The sequence below is a fragment of the Paracoccus actinidiae genome, from assembly GCF_030863885.1.
Classification (GTDB): domain Bacteria; phylum Pseudomonadota; class Alphaproteobacteria; order Rhodobacterales; family Rhodobacteraceae; genus Paracoccus; species Paracoccus everestensis.
The window spans coordinates 1,727,221-1,749,422 of the sequence record NZ_CP132956.1; the positions used below are offsets into that span (position 1 = coordinate 1,727,221).

Below are 22,202 nucleotides of genomic sequence, written 5' to 3' on the forward strand. Positions count from 1 at the left end.
AATCCTAACTGCATGAGCAATGTTTCGCAACTAAAGCGGTTGGGCTTGTTCGATTCGCGCGTTCCGCGCTACACGAGCTATCCCCCCGCGACACAATTCAAAACCGGCGTGAACGCCAATATGGTCACGGGATGGCTTGATTCCATCCCCGAGGGCGCGGCGATCTCGCTGTATCTGCACGTGCCGTTCTGCCGCAGGCTGTGCTGGTTCTGCGCCTGCCGGACGCAGGGTACCCAGACCCTGGACCCGGTCATTGCCTATGTGGACACGGTCCTTGCGGAACTGGCGCTGCTGCGCCGGCACTTGCCGCGCGGGGTGCGGCTGTCGCGGCTGCACTGGGGCGGGGGCACGCCCACGCTGCTGCCGCCCGACCAGATGCGCCGCGTGGCGGATGCGATCTTCGACGTGGTGCCGATGGCCGAGGGGGGCGAGTTTTCGGTCGAGATCGACCCGTCCGAAATCGACGGGCCGCGCATGGCCGCGCTTGCGGCATCGGGGATGAACCGCGCGTCCATCGGGGTGCAGGATTTCGATCCGAAGATCCAGGAAGCCATCGGGCGGATGCAGTCCTTCGAACTGACCGGCCAGGCGGTCGATCTGATCCGCAGCCACGACATCGCCAGCCTGAATGCCGACATCCTTTATGGCCTGCCGCATCAGGACCGGAACCGGATCTCGGAAACCGTGCAAAAGCTGCTGGCCCTGTCGCCCGACCGGGTGGCGCTTTACGGCTATGCCCATGTGCCGTGGATGTCCAAGCGCCAGGTGATGATCCCCGAGGATGCCCTGCCCGGCAACGAGGACCGGCTGACCCTGTTCAACACCGCCCGCGACCTGTTCGTGGCCGATGGCTATGCCGAGATCGGGATCGACCACTTCGCCCGTCCCGGCGACGGGCTGGCCTTGGCGCAAAAGGCGGGCCAGTTGCGGCGCAATTTCCAGGGCTATACCGACGACCGGGCCGAGGTGCTGCTGGGGATGGGGGCGTCGTCGATTTCCCGCTTCCCGCAGGGCTATGCGCAAAACGCCCCCGCGACCGGCGCCTATACCGGCCATGTGCGCGAAGGGCGCCTGCCCTATACCAAGGGTCATGCCTTCACCCCCGAGGATCACTGGCGCGGCCGGATGATCGAGCAGTTGATGTGCGATTTCCGCGTCGATGCCGAGGAAATGGTGCGCGATTACGGCCTGACGCCTGCCCGCCTGCAACAGGTCTTCGACCCCGTGATCGCCCAGTTCGGCAACATGGTCGAGGTCGGTCCCTGGGGCCTGCGGATCACGCCCGAAGGCCGTCCGCTGGCGCGCATGGTGGCCAACATGATGGACAGCTATATGGCCGCGCCGACCAGCCATTCGTCCGCCGTGTGAATCCCGCGCGGTGCGTGCAAGCACGCACCCTACGAGTGATCATGCGCCTTGTGATCCGCGCAGCCTTCGGGCGGCTCGATCTCGATGGTGGCATGGGCTATGCCGTGTTCATGGGCCATCAATTCCTTGGCCGCGCGGGTGATCGCGAAATGATCGCCTTGGCCCACCACCAGGTGGACCGATGCCGCCGCGCGTTTCTCGTCAATCTGCCACAGGTGCAGGTGATGGGCATCGCTGACGCCCGGCAGCGCGCGCAGGGCTGACAGGACGGCGCCCGGATCGCTGCCGGGCGGCGCGGCCAGCATCAGGGTGCGAAAGACCGGGCCGATCTCGATCCCGATATGCCACAGGATCACGACGGAAATCACCAAGGTCAGGATCGGGTCGGCCAGATTCCAGCCAAAGGCCCAGATCAGCGCCCCGCCCAGGATTACGGCGACCGACACGCCCGCATCGGCCAGGTTGTGCAGGAAGGCCGCGCGGATATTGGCGCTGTCCTTGGCCGCCCGCCAGACAAGCGCGGCGGTGGCCAGATCGACGACCAGCGCGAAGGCGGCCAGCCCCATGACCAAGCCGCCAGCAACCTGAGGGGGATCGGACAGGCGGCCAAGCGCCTCGACCGCCAGCCAGACGGATATGCCGATCAGCGCCAGGTAATTGACGAAGGCCGCGACGATTTCCGCCCGGCCCCAGCCAAAGGACCAGTCGGGCGTGGCTGCCCTGCGCGACAGGCGGCGTGCGCCGAAGGCCAGCACAAGCGCCAGGGCGTCGGACAGGTTGTGGATCCCGTCCGCGATCAGCGCGGTGGAATCCGCCGCATAGCCGCCCGCAATCTGCGCCGCCGTCAGCGCTAGGTTGACAACGACCGCCCAGCCGATGGCCGCATCTCCGTGGTGACCATGACCGTGCGGATGGCTGTGGCCGTGGCCCATCAATGGGCCTCGGCCCAGTTCGCGCCCTGGCCCGCATCGACGACCAGCGGCACGGACAGCTTCACGGCGGGATCGGCGGCGCCCTCCATCACCGCGCGGGCAGCGACGATCAGGTCGTCCACCGCGTCATCGCGCACTTCGAAGACCAGTTCGTCATGGACCTGCAGCAGCATCCGCGCGGGCAGATGCGCAATGGCCGCGGGCATCCGGATCATCGCGCGGCGGATGATGTCGGCGGCAGCACCCTGGATCGGCGCATTGATCGCCGCGCGCCGTGCGCCGCCGGCGGCAGGGCCGGACTGATTGATGCCGGGCGTGTTGATGCGCCGGCCGAACAGGGTGCGGACCGATCCATCGGATTTTGCGTCGGCCAGCGTGCGGTCCATATAGGCGCGGATTTCCGGGAAACGCTGGAAATAGGTGTCGATGAACTCCTGCGCCTCGGCCCGCGGGATGCGCAGGTTGCGCGACAGGCCGAACGATGAAATCCCATAGATCACGCCAAAGTTGATCGCCTTGGCACGGCGGCGGATCATCGGGTCCATGCCTTCCACCGGGACGCCGAACATCTGGCTGGCGGTCATGGCATGGATGTCAATGCCGTCGCGGAAGGCCTGCTTCAGCGCGGGGATGTCGGCCACATGGGCCAGGATCCTCAGTTCGATCTGGCTGTAATCAAGGCTGACGAGCCGGTGCCCCTCGGCTGCGATGAAGGCCTCGCGGATGCGGCGGCCTTCCTCGGTCCGCACGGGGATGTTCTGCAGGTTCGGGTCGGTGGATGCCAGCCGCCCGGTCTGCGCGCCCGCGATGGAATAGCTGGTGTGGACGCGCCCCGTGTCGGGGTTCACGAAGGTCGGCAGCGCGTCGGTATAGGTCGATTTCAGCTTGGAAATCTGGCGCCAGTCCAGGATGCGCGACGGCAGGTCGTGGCCCTCGGCGGCCAGATCCTCCAGCACGTCGGCGCTTGTGGAAAAGGCGCCGGTCTTGCCGGTCTTGCCGCCGGTCATGCGCATCTTGTCGAACAGGATCTCGCCCAGTTGCTTGGGACTGCCGATGGTGAATTTCTGGCCCGCGAGGGCGTAGATCTCGTCCTCCAATGCCGCCATCTTCTGCGCGAAGGCGCCGGACATGCGGCGAAGCACCTCGGCGTCGATGCGGATGCCGGCCATCTCCATCTCGGCCAGGACGGGGATGATCGGGCGTTCGGTCAGTTCATAGGTGGTCGTCACCCGTTCGACGGGCAGCAGGGGCGCGAAATGCTGATACAGGCGCAACGTGACATCGGCGTCTTCCGCCGCATAGGGGGCGGCCTTGTCGATGGGCACCTGGGCAAAATTGATCTGCGACTTGCCGGTGCCGATCAACTCCTTGATCGGGATGCACTTGTGGCCCAGGTAACGCTCGGCCAACTCGTCCATGCCGTGGTTGTGCGTGCCCGCGTTAAGGGCGTATGACATCAGCATGGTATCGGCCAGCGGCGCCATGCGGATGCCGTGGCGGGCCAGCATCTTCCAGTCGTATTTCAGGTTCTGGCCGATCTTCAGGATCGCCGCATCCTCCAGCAGCGGCTTCAGCGCGGCCAGCACGTCGGCCATCGGCAACTGGCCCGCCACCGGGGCGGACTGGCCGAACAGGTCGTCGCCGCCCGCCACATGGCCCACGGGGATATAGCAGGCCTCGCCGGGCGCCACAGCCAGGCAGATGCCCGCCAGATCGGCCTGCATCTCGTCAAGGCCGGTGGTTTCGGTGTCGATCGACACATAACCGGTTTCCCGGATCGCATGGACCCAACGGTCAAGGGCAGCACGGTCGGTCACGGTTTCATAGGCCGCGCGGTCGATGGGCGGCAGGTCGGGAACGGCGGGCGCGTCGCGCAAGGGGGCGGACACGACCGCCGGGGCCTCGGTCCCCAGCTTTTCGGCCACGCGGACGGTCAGGGTCCGAAACTCCATTTCCGACAGGAAGGTCAGCAGTTGGGTCGAATCGGGGGCACGCACTTCCAGGCTTTCCAGCGTGAAATCCAGCGGCGTATTGCAGTCCAGTTCCACCAGCCGCTTGGAAATGCGGATCTGTTCGGCGTGGTCGATCAGGGTCTGGCGGCGCTTGGGCTGCTTGATCTCATCAGCCCGCGCCAGCAGAGTTTCCAGATCGCCGAATTCGGTGATCAACTGGGCGGCGGTCTTGATGCCGATGCCCGGGGCGCCCGGCACGTTGTCGGTGGGATCCCCGGCCAATGCCTGCACGTCCACCACCCGGTCGGGCCAGACGCCGAATTTCTCGAACACCTCGTCGCGGTCGATGGGCTTGTTCTTGATCGGATCCAGCATCTGCACGCCGTCGCCCACAAGCTGCATCAGATCCTTGTCGCTGCTGATGATGGTGACCGCGCCGCCCGCGTCGCGCGCCTTGCAGGACAGAGCCGCGATGATGTCGTCGGCCTCGTACCCCTGGGTTTCGATGCAGGCGATGTTGAAGGCGCGGGTGGCATCGCGGGTCAGGGGGAACTGGGGCCGCAGATCCTCGGGCGGCTCGGGACGGTTGGCCTTGTAGGCCTTGTAGATGTCATTGCGGAAGGTCTTGGACGAATGGTCGAAGATCACCGCCGCATGGGTTGGCGCATCGCTGCCCCGTTCGTCGGTGACGTATTTCCACAGCATGTTGCAAAAACCCGCGACCGCGCCCACCGGCAGCCCGTCGGACTTGCGCGTCAGCGGCGGCAGGGCGTGATAGGCCCGGAAGATAAAGGCCGATCCGTCGATCAGGTGCAGGTGGCAACCCTTGCCGAAGCCTTCGACCATGTGCATGTTCCTTTTGTTCCAGGGTCCGGTTCTGGCACGATCGCGCGCCCGTTTCCAGACGCGCCCCGGCTCGGCAGAATGCAGAAGGTGGCAATGCCCAGGATGGTCCACAAGGGCAACTTGCCCAGCAAGATCTGCGCCTGCTGCGGGCGGCCCTTTGCCTGGCGCAAGAAATGGGCGCGTGACTGGGACCAGGTCCGGTATTGTTCGGACCGCTGCCGGGGGACAAAGGCCCCCCGCCCCACCAAGCCCTAGTGGTCGTCGTGCGCGTGGTCCCGGTCGATCACGAAACGCTTGTCGCAATAGCCGCAATCGACAAAGCCCGTTTCAGGCGAAATCGCCAGCCAGACACGCGGATGCCCCATGCCCCCGGCATCGTCCCCGTCGCAGGCGACCTTCCAGGTGGTGACGGTCTGGGTCGCGGGCGGGGGCAGCCTCAGTTCGGACAAATCCGTCTGTTCGGTCGATAGCGAGTTTTCCGGGGGAATGTATTGCGTCATGGCTGGCCTTCTTGTGGCGGCGGGCGGCATCTGGTCTTATCCCCTGATACCGCAGCGCCGCCTGCCTTCGCAAGCTGTCCGGGGGAACAAGACCCATGCCAAACGCCATCGAGATCACCGGCCTGCGCAAGACCTATGCCGCGCAAGGATCGGCCCCCGCCAAGGAGGCGTTGAAGGGGATCGACCTGACCATCCCGGCGGGCAGCATCTTCGGGCTGCTGGGACCGAACGGGGCGGGCAAATCGACGATGATCAATATCCTGGCCGGGCTGGTGAACAAGACGGCGGGCCGCGTCACGATCTGGGGCTTTGACCAGGGCGTGAACCCGCGCCAGTCGCGCGCGGCCATCGGGGTGATGCCGCAAGAACTGAACATGGATCCGTTCTTTACCCCTCGCGCCAGCCTGGAAGTGCAGGCGGGCCTTTACGGCGTCCCGAAACGCGAACGCTGGACGGATGAACTGCTGGAACTCGTGGGGCTGGTGGACCAGGCCAATGCCTATGCCCGAAACCTGTCGGGCGGGATGCGGCGGCGCCTGCTGCTGGCCAAGGCCCTGGTGCATCGCCCGCAGATCCTGGTTCTGGACGAACCGACGGCCGGCGTGGACATCACCCTGCGCGAAATGCTGTGGCAGAACGTGCGGGCGCTGAACCGGCAGGGCATGACCATCATCCTGACCACCCATTACCTGGAAGAAGCCGAACAGATGTGCGACGAGATCGCCATCATCAACCACGGCGAACTGGTGGTGCGGCAGGACACGCGCAGCCTGCTGTCGCGCGCCGACGGCAAGACGCTGGTGCTGGACACCGGCGGGCGCACGCCCCTGCCGCCGCTGGCGGATGGGGCGCATCCGGAATGGCGCGCCGACGGGCGGCTTGCGATCAGCTATCCCCCGTCGCGGGTGCGCGCCGACCAGCTTCTGGACGCGCTGCGCGGCGCGGGCATCCCCATCCTGGATGTCGCGACCGAGCAGCCCGATCTGGAGGATGTGTTCGTGGAAATGACGCGGGCCTAGCCCTGGCGCGACAGCATCGGTCCCATCACCCGCCCGCCCATGATGTGCAGGTGATAATGCGGAACCTCTTGCACGCCATGGGGGCCGGTATTGGCAATGGCCCGGAAACCCCCGTTCCCTTGTGCAAGGTCCACCCCCTCGGACGCGCAGACCCGGGCGCAAAGGCGCGTGAAGTCCACGATTTCCGCGTCCGAGGCATTGGCCGCGAAATCGTCGAAGCTGACATAGCTGCCCTTGGGGATCACCAGCACATGAACGGGGGCCTGGGGCCGGATGTCGCGGAATGCCAGGGCATGATCGGTTTCGGCCACCTTGTCGCAGGGGATTTCCCCACGCAGGATCCGGGCAAAGATATTGGTGTCGTCGTAAGCAATGGCCATGGGTGTTCCTGTGGTCAGTCGGTGAACAGATGCGGCGTCTGCGCCAGATCATGCGCGAGGTTTGGCGGAACATCCAGAAACTGCGCGATGGCATGGGCATTGGCGTCCATCGTTGCCGAGGGGGAAAGGATGGACAGGCGCGAAATCGCCATGTCGCGCAAACGCTCGGCCTCGTGGGCAAGATCGCTTGCCACGACGGGCAGCAGCTCGCGGATCACCGGGTCGGGCGTCGCGGGCCCCGCAAGGCCCGTGCGGCGCATATGGCCGCGCAGATATTCCTCGTCGAAATCGCTGTCGATGAATAGGATCCGCGTTTCCGCCTTGTCGCCCGCGAAATCGGCGATCAGGGTCAGGGCCGAGGGATCCAGGCACAACACCAGCCGGTTCGATGCAAAATCATCCAGCAGCAGCCGGACCAGAGCGCGGCGATGACGCTCGCGCTTGGCCACGGTGGATGCGATGCCGCCCAGATCCGGCAGGCCAGCCTCGCGTTCGTTGAAGATGTAATCAACCGCCGGAATGTCGGTCAGCGTCCGGATCGCCGTCGTCAGCCGCTTGGCGCTGTGCCATTTCTTGGCGACGATCAGGCAGATCGTCTGGTTGCGCCCCGCGCCCTGATCTTCCCAGAACCTCGGGGCGAAACGGCGTCCCACCCGGCCCCGCCCGGTCAGGAACCGGAACAAGCGCGGCGCCTCGTTCGAGATGGCGAAGCCCACGCCCTGGGCCTGCCACAGCACCCCCAGCCGGGCGCGCAGATCCAGCGCATCGGCGCTGATCTTGCGGGCAAACAGGTAATCCTGCCGGATCAGCAGGTCGTAGTGGTCGTTGTAGAAGGTCACCGGCATCCCATAGTCGGTGAACATCAGGCAGGTGGGCGAACGGCGGCGGATTTCGCCCTTGGGCACCAGATGGGCGACCAGGGTCTGGAAGAACGTCTCGTCCGGGATCCAGGTGGTGCGGAAGAAACGCAAAAGCTCGGGCCGTTCCGCGACCAGGCCCAGCACCGATTCCACCGTCTGCCTGCGCAGGCACCACCATTGCGACCCGATCATGACCTGGATGCCGCGAGGCAGCGGGCGGTCCAGCCGCAACGCCTTCTGCACCGCCATGCTGACATAGAACAGCCGCTTGCTGCGGCGTTCGTTGAACCAGTGGCGATAGATCAGCCGTTCCGCCTTGATCCCGGTCTTGATCCAGTCGCTGTCGAAAAAATCGAAGGATTCGATATAGTCGCAATCGTCGCGGTCCAGGAAGTCGCGCGCATATTCCGCCGACTTGATGGGCATGCAGTCGCCCGACAGCATGTAGAAATGCGTGGCCTCGGGGAAGGCGCGCTCGGCCTGTTGCAGGGCGGCAAGGGTGGCGGCCACCAGCGACCATTCGCCCCAGCCGCAACGGATGCGGACCGGCGCAAAGGTCACGCCCGGATGGTCCGACAGTTCCTGGCGGATAAGACGATACCCGTCGGCAGGCGCCCCCCGGTCGTAATGGATCGCCACATAATCGCCCGCGGCCGTCAAGCGGCGCGCCTGATCAACCACGCCTTGCGGATCCTTGTGGGTCAGCAGAATGAAGGCGATACGGGCCATCGGGCGCAGGCTTTCACGTCGGTTCGCAATTCCATTGAAGGCGTTGAATCTTTCGCCCGGGTTTGGTTTCTGTGTCTAGCCGCGTTTGACGCCCCTGAGCAAGCCGGGCACCCCAATAAGGAGAATGGCAATGGGCTTTCCCGGAGTCTGGATGACCGAAAGCGAAAGCATGATCTATCGCGTGGTGCCGAAATGCGCCTGCTCGACCATCGGGCAGATCATGTTCTATTCCGATCACAGCCGGTTTTTCGACGGCGACATCCATGATTCCACCGAAGGCTTGCACAAATGGTCCCAAGACCACAGCAAGCCCCTGATCGAAAGCGCGGTCGCACGCCATGACGCCATGACCTTCACCTGCGTGCGCAACCCTTATGCGCGGATCCTGTCGTCGTTCTTCGACAAGATCGCGGGCGTCCAGCGCAACGGCAAACGCTATCGCGGCAATCTGGTGCCGCAACTGGCGCAGCAATACGGCATCGACGTGGGCAGCCCGGAAAACGATTTCGATTTCGACCAGATCGCCAGCTTTCGCCGGTTCCTGTTGTTCGCGCGCGACACCATCCGTTGGCGCCGCCCGATGGAGCCGGACATCCACTGGTCGGCCATGTCGGGCCATGTCGGCACGTTCATCGCCAATGGCGGCCGCTATGACCGGATTTTCTTTACCGAAACCTTCAACACCGGCATGGCGCAGGTGCTGGATGCGGCCCCGACCCCCGTGGCGGTCGATCTGGCGGCCGTGCCCCGGTTCAATGAATCCGAGGGGCACGGGCCGAAACGCGCCCACAAGGTTAGCGATTATTTCGACGACCTGTCGCGCCACCTGATCTGGGAAATCTACAAGGACGATTTCCAACTGTTCCGGTATGACTTCGACAACCCCGACAACAAGATGCCGGGGGGCGAGATCGATCTGGACGAGGTGCACGCAAAGCTGGGCCGCTGAAGGGGGCAGCCTGGCCGGTCATCCTTCCAGATGGCTTTCCATGAACCACAGATCCTTGTCCACGCCGCGCGAGGCTGCGGTGAAGATGTCGGCGGTATTCGCATCGCCCGCCTCGTCCGTCGCATCGATGGCGGCGCGCAGCCGTTCGCCATGGTCGCGGAAGCGGTCGGACAGAGCGCGGATGTGATCCTCGGCCCGTGTCAGGTCTGTCGGATATTCTGCCAGCGTGGTCGAACCCGCCACCCGTTCGGCGGTGCCCACGGCCACGCCGTCGAGTTGCTGCACGCGTTCGGCCATGATGTCGATCTGGTCGCGCAGGTTGGTATGGACGGCATCGAACAGTTCGTGAATGGCGATGAAGTTGCGGCCCTTCACGTTCCAATGCGCCTGCTTGACCGCAAGCGCCAGGGCAACGGAATCGGCCAGCCGCCCGTTCAGTTCGGAAATCGAGGTCTTGCGGGCGTTGTCGGACAGCCCCTTCAATGCAACGGCCATGATCGGCTCCTTGTCTGGTTTGCCCAGTCAACGGCCGTCTGCCATACACGGTTCCGGCTGCATGGCTGCCATGAAAAAGCGGCGTCCCTTCTCAGGGACGCCGCTTCGGAATGCCGTTCGTGGCAGGGATGCGGATCAGACCGCGCCCTTGATGAAGGTCACCGCGTCGCCAACGGTCTGGATGGTTTCGGCGGCGTCGTCCGGGATCTCGATCCCGAATTCTTCCTCGAACGCCATGACCAGCTCGACAGTGTCGAGGCTGTCGGCCCCCAGGTCGTCGATGAACGAGGCGGATTCGACCACCTTGTCTTCCTCGACGCCCAGATGCTCGACCACGATCTTCTTCACGCGATCAGCGATATCGCTCATGTCACATCCTCATTCTCACGGGCATCCGCCCAGTTTTGCACGGGCACATACGGCCCGGTTCTGCCCAGGGCGGTTTCCCCTGCTGCTAAAGGCGGGGATATAGCACCCGTGAACCCTCTTGCAACCGCTTTCGCTTGAAAGGGTTGCGTCAGACCATCGCCATGCCGCCGTTCACATGAAGCGTGGCGCCGGTGACGTATGCCGCCTCGGGACTGGCCAGATACAGCACCGCCGCCGCGATCTCCTCGGGGACGCCCATGCGGCCCGCCGGGATCTGGGACAGGATCTTGCCCTTCTGGTCGTCGGTCAGGCTGTCAGTCATGGGCGTGGCGATGAAGCCGGGCGCCACGCAGTTCACCGTGATGCCCCGGCTTGCGACCTCATAGGCCAGGGACTTCGACATCCCTACCAGGCCCGCCTTGGCGGCGGCATAGTTGCCCTGACCCGGATTGCCCGTGGACCCCACGACCGAGGTGATGGTGACGATCCGCCCCCAGCGGGCCTTCATCATCCCCCGCAGGGCCGCGCGCGACAGGCGAAAGACGCTTGTCAGGTTCACGTCCATGACCTGGCTCCATTCGTCGTCCGACATTCGCATGAACAGGTTGTCGCGCGTGATGCCCGCGTTGTTGACCAGGATATCCATGGAACCCATGGCAGCGGCGGCATCCTTGACCAGCGCCGCTGCGGCCTCGGGCTTCGACAGGTCCGCAGGCACGACATGGGCGCGATCGCCCAGGGACGCGGCCAGTTCCTGCAACGGCCCCTCGCGCGTGCCGGACAGGGCCACGGTCGCGCCCGCCCCATGCAGTGCGTGCGCGATGGCGCCGCCGATACCGCCCGATGCGCCCGTCACCAGGGCGGTCCTGCCTGTCAGATCGAACATGGCTGATCCTTCTTCTTCATCCAAATATCCAAAGCCGACCTCAGCCCTTCAACGCCGCGATATCCGCAGGCACGCCTATGTTGCGCACGGTTGCATCCTTGGCGATGCGCTTGATCATTCCCGACAGCGCCTTGCCCGCGCCGATTTCCCAGAATTCGGTCACGCCGGCCTCGGCCATGTTGGCGATGGATTCGCGCCAGCGCACGGTGCCCGTGACCTGTTCCACCAGCAATCGCCGGATCGCGCCGGGTTCCGTCACGGCCTCGGCGCGGACATTGGCGACCAGTGGAACTGCCGGGGGATGGATGTCCACGCCCGCCAGCGCATTGGCCATCACCGCCGCCGCGGGCTGCATCAGCACCGAATGAAACGGCGCCGAGACCGGCAGCATGAGCGCCCGCTTGGCGCCCGCCAGCTTCATCGCCGCCGCCGCGCGTTCCACCGCGTCCTTATGGCCGGATATCACGACCTGCCCCGGATCGTTGTCATTGGCGGCCTGCACGACGCCCTCGCCCCCGATATCCCTGACGATATGGTCCACCGTCGCGAAATCGAGACCCAGGATCGCCGCCATCGCCCCCTGGCCCACCGGCACGGCCTCTTGCATGGCCTGCCCGCGCAGGCGCAGCAGCCGCGCCGTATCCTCCAGCGTCAGCGCCCCTGCGGCGCACAAGGCCGAGTATTCGCCCAGCGAATGCCCCGCCACGAAATTCGCGTCCGCGATGGTGATGCCCTCGGACTCCATCGCCCGGAACGCCGCCATCGAGGCCGCCATCAGCGCCGGCTGCGCGTTCTGCGTCAGGGTCAGCGTGTCGATGTCGCCGTTCCAGATCAGCTCCGACAGCTTTTCCCCAAGCGCCTCGTCCACCTGCTCGAACACATCGCGCGCAGCGGGATAGACCTCGGCCAGCTCACGCCCCATGCCGATGGCCTGCGCCCCCTGGCCTGGAAAGACAAATGCGCGCATGGGGGCCTCCTGCTGGATATGGGTTCAGGAGGGATAGCGCGGATGGGGGTGGGGGTGCAATGGTAGGGTGGGTAAGCACTCGGAGGAACGTCTGACTACAAACCTACTGCATATCTATAGGTCATACCTAAACAGGAATTCTCATTTTCTCAAATTCATATATATCAGGTAAATGCCTTCTTATCGCGGCTAGTGCAGCCCCTCCAGGCAAAGAGCCAACCTCAATTTGTCGCAAAAATCACGCGCTTATAATGCAAAAAGCCATCAGCCCCCAAAGCAATGCAAGCTCTTTCCGGGAGGCTTGTCTTCTTGATAGGCATATGCAACATAACATGCTCCGCACCTTCCGTTAAAGAATCCTTAGTCTCAATAATAGATTGTTCATGTATTTTTTTGACATCAATTTCTATCTTATCAAAATTCCCATCCATTAAATTTCTGTATGACCTTTCTTGACGAAAGATCTCTCTCTACCCGCCAAACAGATCTAAGGGCAGCAATTTTATATAACTCTGCACGAAATACATTAACAATGGTATTTCGATAATTATCCAGCCGCTCGCGCTCAGACAACCCTCCAGAATGGAGCATATCGGCCTCAACAAAGCACGAAATGCATTCTGGCAGGAAAAACAGATTCTCTATGCTTGGGTATGGCAGCAAAAATATTCCGTCTTTCTTAGTTTGAGTTTTTCATCTTCTAAACGGCCATCGCCATCAATAATTCCCCGTGGCTCCAACCAGTGACCCTCAACAAGTCGGCCAATGCCTTTAGTAGCTTCACACACTGCTGAACAGCTTCCTTTTGGAACGACCTTCACTCCATTGTAAATCAGAGAATATAAAGAAACATCGTCAGAAGACTCACTTCCTTCTACAAAAAGAACGCGATCTCTAACGCCCATAAGATCGGCGCGCAGGACGGTTACGTCATCGTCTGCTTTCAACGGGGATATCTTGTAAATTCGGCGCTCAGGTTTAGGCTGAACAATCTTTGAGTCTCTTAGGTGCAGAATATCCCTGTTGATTTGGGCCGTCAGAAGCCCAGGTTCATGCGTTGACAAGATAACGCAAATATCGTTTCTGCTTCTTAAACACGCTTCGATAAGAACAGTAGAAATGGTTCTATCAAGATGTTTTTCCGGCTCATCAATAAGTAGCACCGATCCAGGAACGCGGTTGCAGAACGCTGCGCAAAGATATAACGCCGCACGCTCGCCGTCAGACCTGGCTTCAACGGAGTAAGATTCTGAACCCCTTCGAGATACCGATACTCCACTACTATCGAGCCCGAAGGGTATTGGGAAATTAGCCTGAGAAAATATTTCATTTACCACATCAAGCGGGCTGTCATTACAGCTACCAGTATGCGGAATAAATTCTCCCCGATGTTTTATTAACTTTAGATTGTTCCTGTTGAATTCATTTTCTCTATTCTGCAGTATCCTTAACTCAGATTTAAACTGCTCTTCCGCCCATGAATTTTTATACCTGTTGAAATGATCTGCATTTTCAAACAACCGTTTGTATATTGTCTCAATCCCCGAGTGAATCGCGTCCCAGTCCGTATTGAAATTAATTTGCCTGTGACCTGGAAGATACGTGCCAACTCTGTCGCCTAAAAGCCGATAAAGTTCAGCTAATAACGCAGACTTTCCTACTCCATTAGGCCCCGCAATAAGAATTATACCGCCAGAATTTAGCGACAACTTGGACGATCCATCTTCAGTCGCGATGGTCACATCAATAGGTAGTGGCAAGGCGCGTTCCCATCAAAAACGGTATGGTGACCCTACAGGAAAACTATTTGAATAAAAAAGGGGCCTTGCGGCCCCTCCTTTGTCATCTCTGGGTTCTTCAACCCTTACCCCACCAGTTCAAGCCCCGAGAAGAAGAACGCGATCTCCTCCTTGGCCGTTTCGGGCGCGTCAGAGCCGTGGACCGAGTTCTCGCTCACGGACAGCGCGAAGTCCTTGCGGATGGTGCCCGCGTCGGCCTGGGCGGGGTTGGTCGCGCCCATCACTTCGCGGTTCTTGGCAATGGCGCCCTCGCCTTCCAGCACCTGCACGACAACCGGCTCGGAGGCCATGAACTCGACCAGCTCGCCATAGAAGGGGCGGTCCTTGTGGACTTCGTAGAACTTGCCCGCCTGTTCCGGCGACAGCTTGATGCGCTTTTGCGCGACGATGCGCAGGCTCGCATCCTCGAACTTGGCGTTGATCTTGCCGGTCAGGTTGCGGCGGGTGGCGTCGGGCTTGATGATGGAGAGCGTGCGTTCGATGGCCATGGGGCGTCCCTTGTGATGTGTCAGGCGGGACATTCCCGCCCGGTTATTCGATCCGCGCCCGGTTATCAGGGATGGCATCTGCGGGCAAGCCAAGGGCATGATGGGCGCAAGATCCCGGCAAAAGGCCTTCTTTGCATGACCAACCGTCCCCTCCTGTCCGACCCCCGGCCCCGGCTGCGCCCCGGTCCCATCGCCATGGCCATGGCTTTGGTCCTGCTGCTGGCGGCGATGTGGCAATGGTCGAATGTCCTGCTGATGGGATTCGGGGCGATCCTGATCGCCATTGCGTTGCGCGCGGGGGCAGCGGTCATGCACCGTCGCGCGGGAATCGGCCTCAAGCCGGGCGTGCTTCTGTGCGCCTTTGCGGCGGTGCTGGTGATCGCGGGGATCGTGGCGGGGGCGGGGCCGTCGATTTCGGACCAGTTCGGCCAGTTGATCGGCAGCCTGCCCGCTGCGTTGGACCAGGTGAACGCCTGGCTTTCCGACAGTTCCCTGGGCCAATTCCTGGAACGGCGGCTGGAGAGCGCCGAGGCAGGGGGCGGGACGACGCCGGGGGGCAGCCTGCCCTCGCTCTTCGGCTATGTCACGGGGACGCTGACCACCGTCCTTGGCGGGGTGGCGAACCTGGTCCTGCTGGTGACGGTGGCGATCTTCCTGGCGCTGGATGCGCCCATGTATCGCGGCGGCGCCCTGCGGCTGGTGCCTTTGTCCTATCGCGAGCGGGCGGGGCAGATCGCGGATGAACTGGCCCGCGCCCTAGCCCGCTGGATGGGCGGCCAGGCGCTTGACATGGTGCTGGTGGCCCTGGTCACTGGGCTGGGCCTGTGGCTGCTGGGGGTGCCGCTGGCCCTGGTGCTGGGGCTGATCGCGGGGCTGACCAACATCATCCCGGTCGTGGGCCCGTTCCTGTCGGGGATCCCGGCGGTGCTGTTTGCGCTGACCCAGGGGTTCGACCTGGCGGTCTATGTGGCGCTGCTGTTCGTCGTCGTCCAGCAGGTCGAGGGGAACCTTCTGATGCCCCTGATCCAGCGTTATGCCGCAGACCTGCCGCCCGCGCTGACGGTCCTGGCGATCCTGGCCTTTGGCGGGCTGTTCGGTTTCGCGGGTATCGTTCTGGCGACGCCCTTGCTGTTGGTCACGATCATCCTGGTCAAGCGCATCTATGTCGAGGACGTGCTGGGCGACCGGCAGGGCGACTGATGCCGTCGCAATCCGGTCACGGCACGGTGTCATAACAAGGCACCGCAGCTTGGGGGGAAGCCGCATGGAACCACTTCGCAAAGGCCGCTATCTGGCACGGCTCGCCGCCTCGGCCGAGGATCTGCGCGCCGCGCAACGGTTGCGCTGGCTGTGCTTCGTGACGCGGGACGGCCTTGCCGGTGATTGTGCGCCCCTGGACGCGGACCCCCTGGACGCCGATTGCCGCCATGTGCTGATCACCGATGCGGCGGGCCGGCTTGTCTGCTGCTTTCGCTTTCTGACGCTGCCGGGCGGGCGGGATATCGGGCGCAGCTATTCCGCGCAATTCTATGACCTGGCGGCGCTTGAATCCTTTGATGCCCCGATGGTCGAAGTGGGGCGGTTCTGCGTTCACCCTTCGGCGGGCGATCCCGACATCATCCGCCTGGCCTGGGCGGCGCTGACGCGCATCGTGAACGACGGGGGCGTGCAGATGCTGTTCGGATGTTCCAGCTTTGGCGGGACCGAGCCTGCGGTCCATGCGGACGCCTTTGCCATGCTTCAGCAACGCCATCTGGCGCCGCGCCGCTGGTGGCCGCGCATCAAGGCGCCCCATGTCTTTCGCCTGGTCCGCGCCCTGCGTCCCGGCCCCCTTGATGCCAAACGCGCCCTGGCCGCAATGCCGCCCCTGCTGCGCAGCTATCTGGCGATGGGCGGCTGGGTCAGCGACCATGCGGTCGTCGATCCCGTGCTGCGGACCATGCACGTCTTCACCGGGGTCGAGATCGGAACGATCCCGCCCGCGCGGCAAAGACTGCTGCGTGCGACGGCAGGGTGATCCTAGAATTGCCTTTTCCGTGGGCGACAAGCCCGCGCCTTGGGCAGATTGCCCCGTGATGCGTACCTGACGGGCATTTGCCGCATGGGCCGGGATTGACCTTTCCGGCGATGGGCCACCCCTTCGGTTCATGTTCGACGCAACCGATCCCATGCCCGTTCTTCAGCGCAGCCGTGGCGCAGCCCATGTCGTTCTGGGGCCGCGCGGGCTGGCCGATCTGGCGCAAGGGGGATCGGCGAAGGCGATGCTGCCCCGCATCACGGCGGGCCTGCCGCAGATCATGTTCCTGAACACATCGGGCGGTCTGGCCTCGGGGGACCGGCTGTCATTCGCGGTAACGCTTCGGCCTGACACCCGCGCCCTGGCAACCACCCAGACCGCCGAACGCGCCTATCGCGCCACAGGCCCCGCGGCGCGGGCCGAGGTCCGGCTGACCGTCGGGCACAACGGCTGGCTCGACTGGCTGCCGCAGGAAACGATCCTGTTCGACGAAGCCCGGCTGGAGCGTGACACGACGGTCGATCTGGCCCCCGGCGCAGGCTGCCTGCTGCTGGAGATGATCGTCCTGGGGCGCCTTGCCATGGGCGAATGTCCCCGCCGCCTGCATCTGCGCGACCGCCGCGTGGTGCGCCGGGCAGGACGGATCGTCCATCACGACGCGATGGCCCTGGATGACGCGGCGCTGCCCCGGCTGGGGGGACCGGCCCTGCTGGACGACGCCCGCGCTGTGGCGACCCTGACGATGATCGCGCCCCATGCGCCCGACCTGCTGGCACCCGCCCGCGCCGTTCTTGACGAACCGGGCGTCACGGGCGCCGCCAGCGCCCCGCCTGGCCGGCTGGTGATCCGCCTGCTGGCGCGGGACGACTGGCCCCTGCGGCGGCAGGTCAACCGGTTGCTGACCACGCTTCGCCCCGATCCCCTTCCCCGCATTTGGCAGGTTTGACGATGAACCTTTCCCCCCGCGAACGAGAAAAACTGCTGGTGTCCGTCGCCGCGATGGTGGCGCGTGGCCGGTTGGCGCGCGGCGTCAAGCTGAACCACCCCGAGGCGATCGCGCTCATCACCGATTTCGTGGTCGAGGGTGCGCGCGACGGCCGAACGGTGGCCGACCTGATGGCGGCGGGCGCCCATGTGATCACAGCCGACCAGTGCATGACCGGCGTCCCCGCCATGATCGACTCCGTGCAGGTCGAGGCCACCTTTCCCGACGGCACCAAGCTTGTCACCGTCCATCACCCGATCCGCCAAGAGGCCTGAATGAAAAAGCCCATCCTTGCCGCCGCCCTGCTGCTGCCCCAGGCCGCCCTGGCGCATACCGGTCACCATGACGCGGGCCAGTTCGCCAGCGGCCTGGCCCATCCCGTCGACGGGCCCGATCATCTGCTGGCGATGCTGGCGCTTGGCCTGCTGGCAGCCCAGGTCGGCGGTCGCGCGCTGTGGGCGCTGCCCCTGGCCTTCGTGGGCAGCATGATCGCGGGCGGTCTGGCGGGTTTCGATGGCCTGCCCTTTCCGGGGGTCGAGCCGATGATCCTTGCCTCGGTCGCCGTCCTGGGGGCTTTGGTGGCAATGGCCGTGCGCCTGCCGCTGGCGGTACTGCTGCCGGGGGTGGCGCTGTTCGGCCTTGCCCATGGCTGGGCGCATGGCGCCGAAGGGCCTGCGGCGGGGCTGGGCGCCTATGCCATGGGCTTTGCCATCGCGACCATGGCGCTGCATCTGGCGGGCATCGGCCTGGGCAAGCTGCTGGGCCGCAGCGTCCTGCTGCGCGGGCTTGGCGGCGGCACGGCTGTGGCGGGCCTGGCGCTTGCGATGGTGGGCTGAGTGACCCCCGGCGAAATCCTGACCGCCCCGGGCGAGATCATCCTGAACAAGGGCCGCGATCCCGTCACGGTGATGGTGGCAAACACCGGCGACCGCCCGATCCAGGTCGGCAGCCATTATCATTTCGCGGAAACCAACCCGGCACTGCATTTCGACCGGGCCGCAGCGCGGGGAATGCGCCTGTCCATTCCCGCAGGCACCGCCGTCCGCTTTGAACCCGGCCAGTCGCGCGAGGTCCGCCTGATCCCCTTCGCAGGCGACCGCATCGTGCAGGGTTTCCGCAAAGACATCATGGGGGCGCTATGACCCGCCTGTCGCGCGCCGATTATGCGGCCCTTTACGGCCCCACCACCGGCGACCGCATCCGCCTGGCCGACACCGACCTGCTGATCGAGGTCGAGCGCGACCTGACCACCCCCGGCGAGGAGGTCAAGTTCGGCGGCGGCAAGGTCGTCCGCGACGGCATGGGCCAATCCCAGGTCACGCGCCAAGGCGGGGCAATGGACACGGTCATCACCGGCGTCGTGGTCTTTGATCATCAAGGCATCACCAAGGCCGACGTGGGCCTGCGCGACGGCCGCATCGCGGGCATCGGCAAGGCAGGCAACCCCGACACGCAGCCCGGTGTCACCTTGATCATCGGTCCCGGCACCGAAATCATCGCGGGCGAGGGGCGGATCCTGACGCCCGGCGGCTTTGACTGCCACATCCACTACATCTGCCCGCAGCAGGTGGACCATGCGCTGCATTCCGGCGTCACGACCCTGCTGGGCGGCGGCACCGGCCCCGCGCATGGCACGCTGGCCACAACCTGCACGCCCGGCCCCTGGCACATCGCCCGGATGATGGAGGCCTGCGCCGAGCTGCCCGTCAACATCGGCATCGCCGGCAAGGGCAATGCCAGTGTCCCCGCAGCCCTTGAGGAACAGGTCCGCGCCGGGGCCTGCGCGCTGAAGCTGCACGAGGACTGGGGCACCACCCCTGCCGCCATCGATTGCTGCCTAAGGGTGGCGGATGCCATGGACGTGCAGGTGATGATCCACACCGACACGCTGAACGAATCCGGCTTTGTCGAGGATACCATGGCGGCCATCGCGGGCCGCACGATCCACGCCTATCACACCGAGGGCGCGGGCGGCGGCCACGCCCCCGACATCATCCGCATGGTGGGCATGGGCAATGTCCTGCCCTCGTCCACCAACCCGACGCGCCCCTATACCGCCAACACGGTCGAGGAGCATCTGGATATGCTGATGGTCTGCCATCACCTGGACCGCCGCGTCCCCGAGGATGTGGCCTTCGCCGAATCCCGCATCCGGCGCGAAACCATCGCGGCCGAGGACATCCTGCACGACCTGGGCGCGTTCAGCGTCATTTCATCCGACAGCCAGGCCATGGGCCGGATCGGAGAGGTGATCATCCGCACCTGGCAGACCGCCGACAAGATGCGCCGCCAGCGGGGCCGGCTGCCCGGCGAACAGGGCAACAACGACAACCTGCGCGCCCGGCGGTACATCGCGAAATACACGATCAACCCGGCCATCGCGCACGGCGTTTCCGCCCATATCGGCAGCGTCACCCCCGGCAAGCGCGCCGACCTGGTGCTGTGGTCGCCCGCCTTCTTCGGGGTCAAGCCGGAAATGGTCCTGGTCGGCGGCCAGATCAGCGTGGCGCAGATGGGCGATCCCAATGGCTCCATCCCCGTGCAGCCTGTGTTCAGCCGCCCGATGTGGGGGCATACGGGCCGCGCTTCGGCGCTGTTCGTCAGCAAGGCGGGATTGGAAGACGGCGCAGGAGAAGGGCTGCACAAGACCCTGATCGCGGTCGAAAACACCCGCGACATCGGCAAGGCCGACATGGCCTTGAACAGCGCCATGCCGGTGGTCGAGGTCGATCCCGAAACCTACGAGGTGCGCGCCGATGGAGAATTGTTAACTTGCGAGCCTGCGACGGAACTGCCGATGGCCCAACGCTATTTCCTCTTTTGAGGGAGGACACCGACATGATTACCGCCACAAGCATTATCCGCAACGCACCCGCACCGTTCGATGGCGAGGTTTCGCTGGATTACGAAGGCCGCCTGTTGCGGCGCAAGAAGCTTTCCTGCGCGGCGGGCGATTTCCTGGTGGACCTGCCCGAAGTGACCAGCCTGGAAGACGGCGACGCCTTTGAACTGTCCGATGGGCGCCAGATCGTGGTGCGCGCGAAGCCCGAACCCGTGATGGTGATCCGCGGCCATCTGGCGCGCCTTTCCTGGCATATCGGCAACCGCCACACCCCTTGCCGGATCGAGGCCGATCGCCTGATCATCCGCCAGGACCATGTGCTGGAGGCGATGCTGCGCAAGCTGGGGGCCGAGATTTGCCACAAGGAACTGCCCTTCCGCCCGGAAGGCGGCGCTTATGGCCATGGCCGGACCTTCGGCCACGACCACGGGAACAATCCTTCGGATCACCCGTCCCATGCACATGACCACGATCCAGCCAAGGGGCACAGCCATTCGAACGGGCACAGCCATTCCAACGACCATATCCACCACCACGCCTGAGGCCGCGCGGCTGCTTCTGGCCCAGATCCTGTCGCCTGCCTTTCCGGTGGGCGGCTTTGCCTGGTCGCAGGGCTTGGAATGGGTGATGGATCAAGGGGCCGTCACCCGTGCGACCCTTTCGCAATGGCTGGCGGATTGGATGGATCATGGTGCAGGCTGGACGGATGCCGTTCTTGCCGCGCTGTCGCTGCGCGCCACGGATCACGCGTCCCTGGACGATCTGGCCCGCGCCGCCTGCCTGACCGCGCAACGCCTGGCCGAGACGGTCGAACAGGGCACCGCCTTCGCCGCCAATATCACGGCCCTGACCGGCCAGCCGCAGCCCCCAGCCGCGCTGCCCGTGGCCTTTGGCCGCACCTGCGCCGCGATGGACCTGCCGCACCCGGAAATCATCGCGGCCTTTCTGCAAGCCCAGGCCGCAGCCCTGATCAGCGCCGCCGTCCGCTTCATGCCCCTCGGCCCGGTCGAGGGACAGCGGATGCTGACGGCGCTGCAGCCCGCGATCCTCGCCACGGCCGGCCGCGCCGCCCAAGCCACCGAAGACGACCTTGCCAGCACGGCCTGGGGCGCCGACATCGCCGCGATGCGGCACGAAACCATGACAGTCAGGATATTCAGATCATGAGCCAGAACGGTCCCCTCCGCGTCGGCATCGGCGGCCCTGTCGGCGCCGGCAAGACCACGCTGACCGAGCAACTGGCCCGTGCCCTTGCCCCGCGCCTGTCCATGGCCGTGATCACCAACGACATCTACACGCGCGAGGATGCCGAGGCGCTGATGCGCGCCCAGGTCCTGCCCGCCGAACGCATCCGGGGCGTGGAAACCGGCGGCTGCCCCCACACGGCGATCCGGGAAGACGCCAGCATCAACCTGGCCGCCATTGCCGACCTGAACGCGGCCTTCCCGGACCTGGACCTGATCCTGATCGAATCGGGGGGCGACAACCTGGCCGCGACCTTTTCCCCGGAACTGGCCGACCTGACCATCTATGTCATCGACACGGCGGCAGGCCAGGACATCCCCCGCAAGCGCGGGCCGGGACTGGCGCGATCGGATCTGCTGGTGGTGAACAAGACCGACCTTGCGCCCCATGTGGGCGTGGACGCGTTGTTGCTGGAATCCGACGCGCGAACCGCGCGCGGTGCCCGCCCGGTGGTTATGGCGCAGTTGCGCCACGGCGCAGGCGTGCAGGATATTGTCGATTTCCTGATCGACCAAGGCGGCCTGCAACCCCGCGCAGCCTGAACCTGCCTGCGCCACGGGCAGTTGTCCCCTGC

The 22,202-nt window shown here is 64.5% G+C and carries 26 protein-coding genes; 14 read left to right on the forward strand and 12 right to left on the reverse strand.

Features of this window, described 5'->3' with window-relative positions; all coding sequences use genetic code 11:
• The first annotated feature begins 12 nt into the window (after nucleotides 1-12).
• Complete coding sequence (gene hemN, locus Q5701_RS08735; protein ID WP_306754863.1) at nucleotides 13-1,368, forward strand: oxygen-independent coproporphyrinogen III oxidase; 1,356 nt, start codon at nucleotides 13-15, stop codon at nucleotides 1,366-1,368.
• A gap of 29 nt (nucleotides 1,369-1,397) precedes the next feature.
• On the opposite strand, the gene Q5701_RS08740 is transcribed toward hemN, so the two are convergent.
• Both Q5701_RS08740 and polA read right to left on the reverse strand, forming a co-directional pair.
• A complete protein-coding gene (locus tag Q5701_RS08740) occupies nucleotides 1,398-2,300 on the reverse strand; it encodes a cation diffusion facilitator family transporter (protein ID WP_306754864.1) in 903 nt (300 codons plus the stop codon).
• A complete protein-coding gene (gene polA, locus Q5701_RS08745) occupies nucleotides 2,300-5,098 on the reverse strand; it encodes a DNA polymerase I (protein WP_306754865.1) in 2,799 nt (932 codons plus the stop codon). The genes Q5701_RS08740 and polA overlap by 1 nt, the downstream gene beginning before the upstream one ends.
• A 93-nt stretch (nucleotides 5,099-5,191) precedes the next feature.
• Here polA and Q5701_RS08750 point away from each other — a divergent pair, with 93 nt between their 5' ends.
• The gene (locus tag Q5701_RS08750; protein WP_306755377.1) at nucleotides 5,192-5,353 is read left to right on the forward strand and encodes a DUF2256 domain-containing protein; all 162 of its coding nucleotides are present in this window, start codon (nucleotides 5,192-5,194) and stop codon (nucleotides 5,351-5,353) included.
• Here the strand turns inward: Q5701_RS08750 and Q5701_RS08755 are convergent.
• Nucleotides 5,350-5,538 carry a zinc-finger domain-containing protein gene (locus Q5701_RS08755; protein WP_234855847.1) on the reverse strand — a complete coding sequence of 63 codons (189 nt, stop codon included), beginning with the start codon at nucleotides 5,536-5,538 and terminating at the stop codon, nucleotides 5,350-5,352. The two genes, Q5701_RS08750 and Q5701_RS08755, sit on opposite strands and share 4 nt — an antisense overlap.
• A 155-nt stretch (nucleotides 5,539-5,693) precedes the next feature.
• Here Q5701_RS08755 and Q5701_RS08760 point away from each other — a divergent pair, with 155 nt between their 5' ends.
• Entirely contained in the window at nucleotides 5,694-6,617 is a 924-nt protein-coding gene (locus Q5701_RS08760) for an ABC transporter ATP-binding protein (protein WP_306754866.1), read from the forward strand.
• Here the strand turns inward: Q5701_RS08760 and Q5701_RS08765 are convergent.
• Together Q5701_RS08765 and Q5701_RS08770 are read right to left on the reverse strand one after the other, a co-directional pair.
• Nucleotides 6,614-6,997, reverse strand: coding sequence for a histidine triad nucleotide-binding protein (locus Q5701_RS08765; RefSeq protein WP_234854137.1), 384 nt, complete (start codon nucleotides 6,995-6,997; stop codon nucleotides 6,614-6,616). The genes Q5701_RS08760 and Q5701_RS08765 overlap by 4 nt on opposite strands.
• Nucleotides 6,998-7,011: 14 nt before the next feature.
• Nucleotides 7,012-8,586, reverse strand: a complete 1,575-nt coding sequence (locus Q5701_RS08770; protein ID WP_306754867.1) for a DUF5928 domain-containing protein — start codon at nucleotides 8,584-8,586, stop codon at nucleotides 7,012-7,014.
• A 130-nt stretch (nucleotides 8,587-8,716) separates the two neighbouring features.
• Here Q5701_RS08770 and Q5701_RS08775 point away from each other — a divergent pair, with 130 nt between their 5' ends.
• Nucleotides 8,717-9,535 carry a sulfotransferase family protein gene (locus Q5701_RS08775; RefSeq protein ID WP_306754868.1) on the forward strand — a complete coding sequence of 273 codons (819 nt, stop codon included), beginning with the start codon at nucleotides 8,717-8,719 and terminating at the stop codon, nucleotides 9,533-9,535.
• Between the two features lie 18 nt (nucleotides 9,536-9,553).
• Here Q5701_RS08775 and dps read toward each other — a convergent pair whose 3' ends face one another.
• The 7 genes from dps to ndk form a co-directional block, all read right to left on the reverse strand.
• Nucleotides 9,554-10,030 carry a DNA starvation/stationary phase protection protein Dps gene (gene dps, locus Q5701_RS08780; protein ID WP_234854140.1) on the reverse strand — a complete coding sequence of 159 codons (477 nt, stop codon included), beginning with the start codon at nucleotides 10,028-10,030 and terminating at the stop codon, nucleotides 9,554-9,556.
• A gap of 135 nt (nucleotides 10,031-10,165) precedes the next feature.
• Nucleotides 10,166-10,399, reverse strand: a complete 234-nt coding sequence (locus tag Q5701_RS08785; RefSeq protein ID WP_089387089.1) for an acyl carrier protein — start codon at nucleotides 10,397-10,399, stop codon at nucleotides 10,166-10,168.
• Nucleotides 10,400-10,547: 148 nt separating this feature from the next.
• Nucleotides 10,548-11,285, reverse strand: coding sequence for a 3-oxoacyl-ACP reductase FabG (gene fabG, locus Q5701_RS08790; protein ID WP_306754869.1), 738 nt, complete (start codon nucleotides 11,283-11,285; stop codon nucleotides 10,548-10,550).
• 40 nt (nucleotides 11,286-11,325) lie between these two features.
• Nucleotides 11,326-12,252, reverse strand: a complete 927-nt coding sequence (fabD, locus tag Q5701_RS08795; protein ID WP_306754870.1) for an ACP S-malonyltransferase — start codon at nucleotides 12,250-12,252, stop codon at nucleotides 11,326-11,328.
• Between the two features lie 221 nt (nucleotides 12,253-12,473).
• Entirely contained in the window at nucleotides 12,474-12,683 is a 210-nt protein-coding gene (locus Q5701_RS08800) for a hypothetical protein (RefSeq protein WP_306754871.1), read from the reverse strand.
• Between the two features lie 210 nt (nucleotides 12,684-12,893).
• The gene (locus Q5701_RS08805; RefSeq protein WP_306754872.1) at nucleotides 12,894-13,994 is read right to left on the reverse strand and encodes an AAA family ATPase; all 1,101 of its coding nucleotides are present in this window, start codon (nucleotides 13,992-13,994) and stop codon (nucleotides 12,894-12,896) included.
• A gap of 122 nt (nucleotides 13,995-14,116) precedes the next feature.
• Nucleotides 14,117-14,539 (reverse strand): nucleoside-diphosphate kinase, encoded by a 423-nt coding sequence (gene ndk, locus Q5701_RS08810; RefSeq protein WP_306754873.1) that lies wholly within the window; start codon nucleotides 14,537-14,539, stop codon nucleotides 14,117-14,119.
• A 135-nt stretch (nucleotides 14,540-14,674) separates the two neighbouring features.
• On the opposite strand from ndk, the gene Q5701_RS08815 reads away from it, so the two are divergent.
• The 10 genes from Q5701_RS08815 to ureG all read left to right on the forward strand — a co-directional run bounded on the left by Q5701_RS08815 (nucleotide 14,675) and on the right by ureG (nucleotide 22,170).
• Nucleotides 14,675-15,739, forward strand: coding sequence for an AI-2E family transporter (locus Q5701_RS08815; RefSeq protein ID WP_306754874.1), 1,065 nt, complete (start codon nucleotides 14,675-14,677; stop codon nucleotides 15,737-15,739).
• A gap of 64 nt (nucleotides 15,740-15,803) precedes the next feature.
• A complete protein-coding gene (locus Q5701_RS08820; RefSeq protein ID WP_306754875.1) occupies nucleotides 15,804-16,556 on the forward strand; it encodes a GNAT family N-acetyltransferase in 753 nt (250 codons plus the stop codon).
• A gap of 130 nt (nucleotides 16,557-16,686) precedes the next feature.
• A complete protein-coding gene (locus Q5701_RS08825; RefSeq protein WP_373568631.1) occupies nucleotides 16,687-17,502 on the forward strand; it encodes an urease accessory protein UreD in 816 nt (271 codons plus the stop codon).
• A 2-nt stretch (nucleotides 17,503-17,504) separates the two neighbouring features.
• Nucleotides 17,505-17,816, forward strand: a complete 312-nt coding sequence (locus Q5701_RS08830; RefSeq protein ID WP_234854147.1) for an urease subunit gamma — start codon at nucleotides 17,505-17,507, stop codon at nucleotides 17,814-17,816.
• On the forward strand, nucleotides 17,817-18,377 hold the full coding sequence (locus tag Q5701_RS08835; protein WP_306754876.1) for a HupE/UreJ family protein: 561 nt from the start codon (nucleotides 17,817-17,819) through the stop codon (nucleotides 18,375-18,377).
• Nucleotides 18,378-18,683 (forward strand): urease subunit beta, encoded by a 306-nt coding sequence (locus Q5701_RS08840; RefSeq protein ID WP_306754877.1) that lies wholly within the window; start codon nucleotides 18,378-18,380, stop codon nucleotides 18,681-18,683.
• The gene (gene ureC, locus Q5701_RS08845) at nucleotides 18,680-20,365 is read left to right on the forward strand and encodes an urease subunit alpha (protein WP_306754878.1); all 1,686 of its coding nucleotides are present in this window, start codon (nucleotides 18,680-18,682) and stop codon (nucleotides 20,363-20,365) included. Before Q5701_RS08840 ends, ureC begins: the two co-directional genes overlap by 4 nt.
• A 14-nt stretch (nucleotides 20,366-20,379) precedes the next feature.
• Nucleotides 20,380-20,925, forward strand: coding sequence for an urease accessory protein UreE (locus Q5701_RS08850; protein WP_306754879.1), 546 nt, complete (start codon nucleotides 20,380-20,382; stop codon nucleotides 20,923-20,925).
• On the forward strand, nucleotides 20,846-21,550 hold the full coding sequence (locus Q5701_RS08855; protein ID WP_306754880.1) for an urease accessory protein UreF: 705 nt from the start codon (nucleotides 20,846-20,848) through the stop codon (nucleotides 21,548-21,550). The genes Q5701_RS08850 and Q5701_RS08855 overlap by 80 nt, the downstream gene beginning before the upstream one ends.
• Entirely contained in the window at nucleotides 21,547-22,170 is a 624-nt protein-coding gene (ureG, locus tag Q5701_RS08860; protein WP_306754881.1) for an urease accessory protein UreG, read from the forward strand. Before Q5701_RS08855 ends, ureG begins: the two co-directional genes overlap by 4 nt.
• Nucleotides 22,171-22,202: the final 32 nt, after the last annotated feature.

Bases quoted from the DNA above. Each gene is read 5' to 3' on its own strand.
- dps (WP_234854140.1), bottom strand. From the start codon at position 10,030: ATGGCCGTTGCATTGAAGGGGCTGTCCGACAACGCCCGCAAGACCTCG.
- Q5701_RS08750 (WP_306755377.1), top strand. From the start codon at position 5,192: ATGCCCAGGATGGTCCACAAGGGCAACTTGCCCAGCAAGATCTGCGCC.
- Q5701_RS08770 (WP_306754867.1), bottom strand. From the start codon at position 8,586: ATGGCCCGTATCGCCTTCATTCTGCTGACCCACAAGGATCCGCAAGGC.
- hemN (WP_306754863.1), top strand. From the start codon at position 13: ATGAGCAATGTTTCGCAACTAAAGCGGTTGGGCTTGTTCGATTCGCGC.
- ndk (WP_306754873.1), bottom strand. From the start codon at position 14,539: ATGGCCATCGAACGCACGCTCTCCATCATCAAGCCCGACGCCACCCGC.
- Q5701_RS08850 (WP_306754879.1), top strand. From the start codon at position 20,380: ATGATTACCGCCACAAGCATTATCCGCAACGCACCCGCACCGTTCGAT.
- Q5701_RS08830 (WP_234854147.1), top strand. From the start codon at position 17,505: ATGAACCTTTCCCCCCGCGAACGAGAAAAACTGCTGGTGTCCGTCGCC.
- Q5701_RS08820 (WP_306754875.1), top strand. From the start codon at position 15,804: ATGGAACCACTTCGCAAAGGCCGCTATCTGGCACGGCTCGCCGCCTCG.
- Q5701_RS08815 (WP_306754874.1), top strand. From the start codon at position 14,675: ATGACCAACCGTCCCCTCCTGTCCGACCCCCGGCCCCGGCTGCGCCCC.
- polA (WP_306754865.1), bottom strand. From the start codon at position 5,098: ATGGTCGAAGGCTTCGGCAAGGGTTGCCACCTGCACCTGATCGACGGA.
- fabD (WP_306754870.1), bottom strand. From the start codon at position 12,252: ATGCGCGCATTTGTCTTTCCAGGCCAGGGGGCGCAGGCCATCGGCATG.
- Q5701_RS08855 (WP_306754880.1), top strand. From the start codon at position 20,846: ATGACCACGATCCAGCCAAGGGGCACAGCCATTCGAACGGGCACAGCC.
- Q5701_RS08835 (WP_306754876.1), top strand. From the start codon at position 17,817: ATGAAAAAGCCCATCCTTGCCGCCGCCCTGCTGCTGCCCCAGGCCGCC.
- ureC (WP_306754878.1), top strand. From the start codon at position 18,680: ATGACCCGCCTGTCGCGCGCCGATTATGCGGCCCTTTACGGCCCCACC.
- Q5701_RS08785 (WP_089387089.1), bottom strand. From the start codon at position 10,399: ATGAGCGATATCGCTGATCGCGTGAAGAAGATCGTGGTCGAGCATCTG.
- Q5701_RS08800 (WP_306754871.1), bottom strand. From the start codon at position 12,683: ATGGATGGGAATTTTGATAAGATAGAAATTGATGTCAAAAAAATACAT.
- Q5701_RS08775 (WP_306754868.1), top strand. From the start codon at position 8,717: ATGGGCTTTCCCGGAGTCTGGATGACCGAAAGCGAAAGCATGATCTAT.
- fabG (WP_306754869.1), bottom strand. From the start codon at position 11,285: ATGTTCGATCTGACAGGCAGGACCGCCCTGGTGACGGGCGCATCGGGC.
- Q5701_RS08825 (WP_373568631.1), top strand. From the start codon at position 16,687: ATGTTCGACGCAACCGATCCCATGCCCGTTCTTCAGCGCAGCCGTGGC.
- Q5701_RS08740 (WP_306754864.1), bottom strand. From the start codon at position 2,300: ATGGGCCACGGCCACAGCCATCCGCACGGTCATGGTCACCACGGAGAT.
- Q5701_RS08765 (WP_234854137.1), bottom strand. From the start codon at position 6,997: ATGGCCATTGCTTACGACGACACCAATATCTTTGCCCGGATCCTGCGT.
- ureG (WP_306754881.1), top strand. From the start codon at position 21,547: ATGAGCCAGAACGGTCCCCTCCGCGTCGGCATCGGCGGCCCTGTCGGC.
- Q5701_RS08760 (WP_306754866.1), top strand. From the start codon at position 5,694: ATGCCAAACGCCATCGAGATCACCGGCCTGCGCAAGACCTATGCCGCG.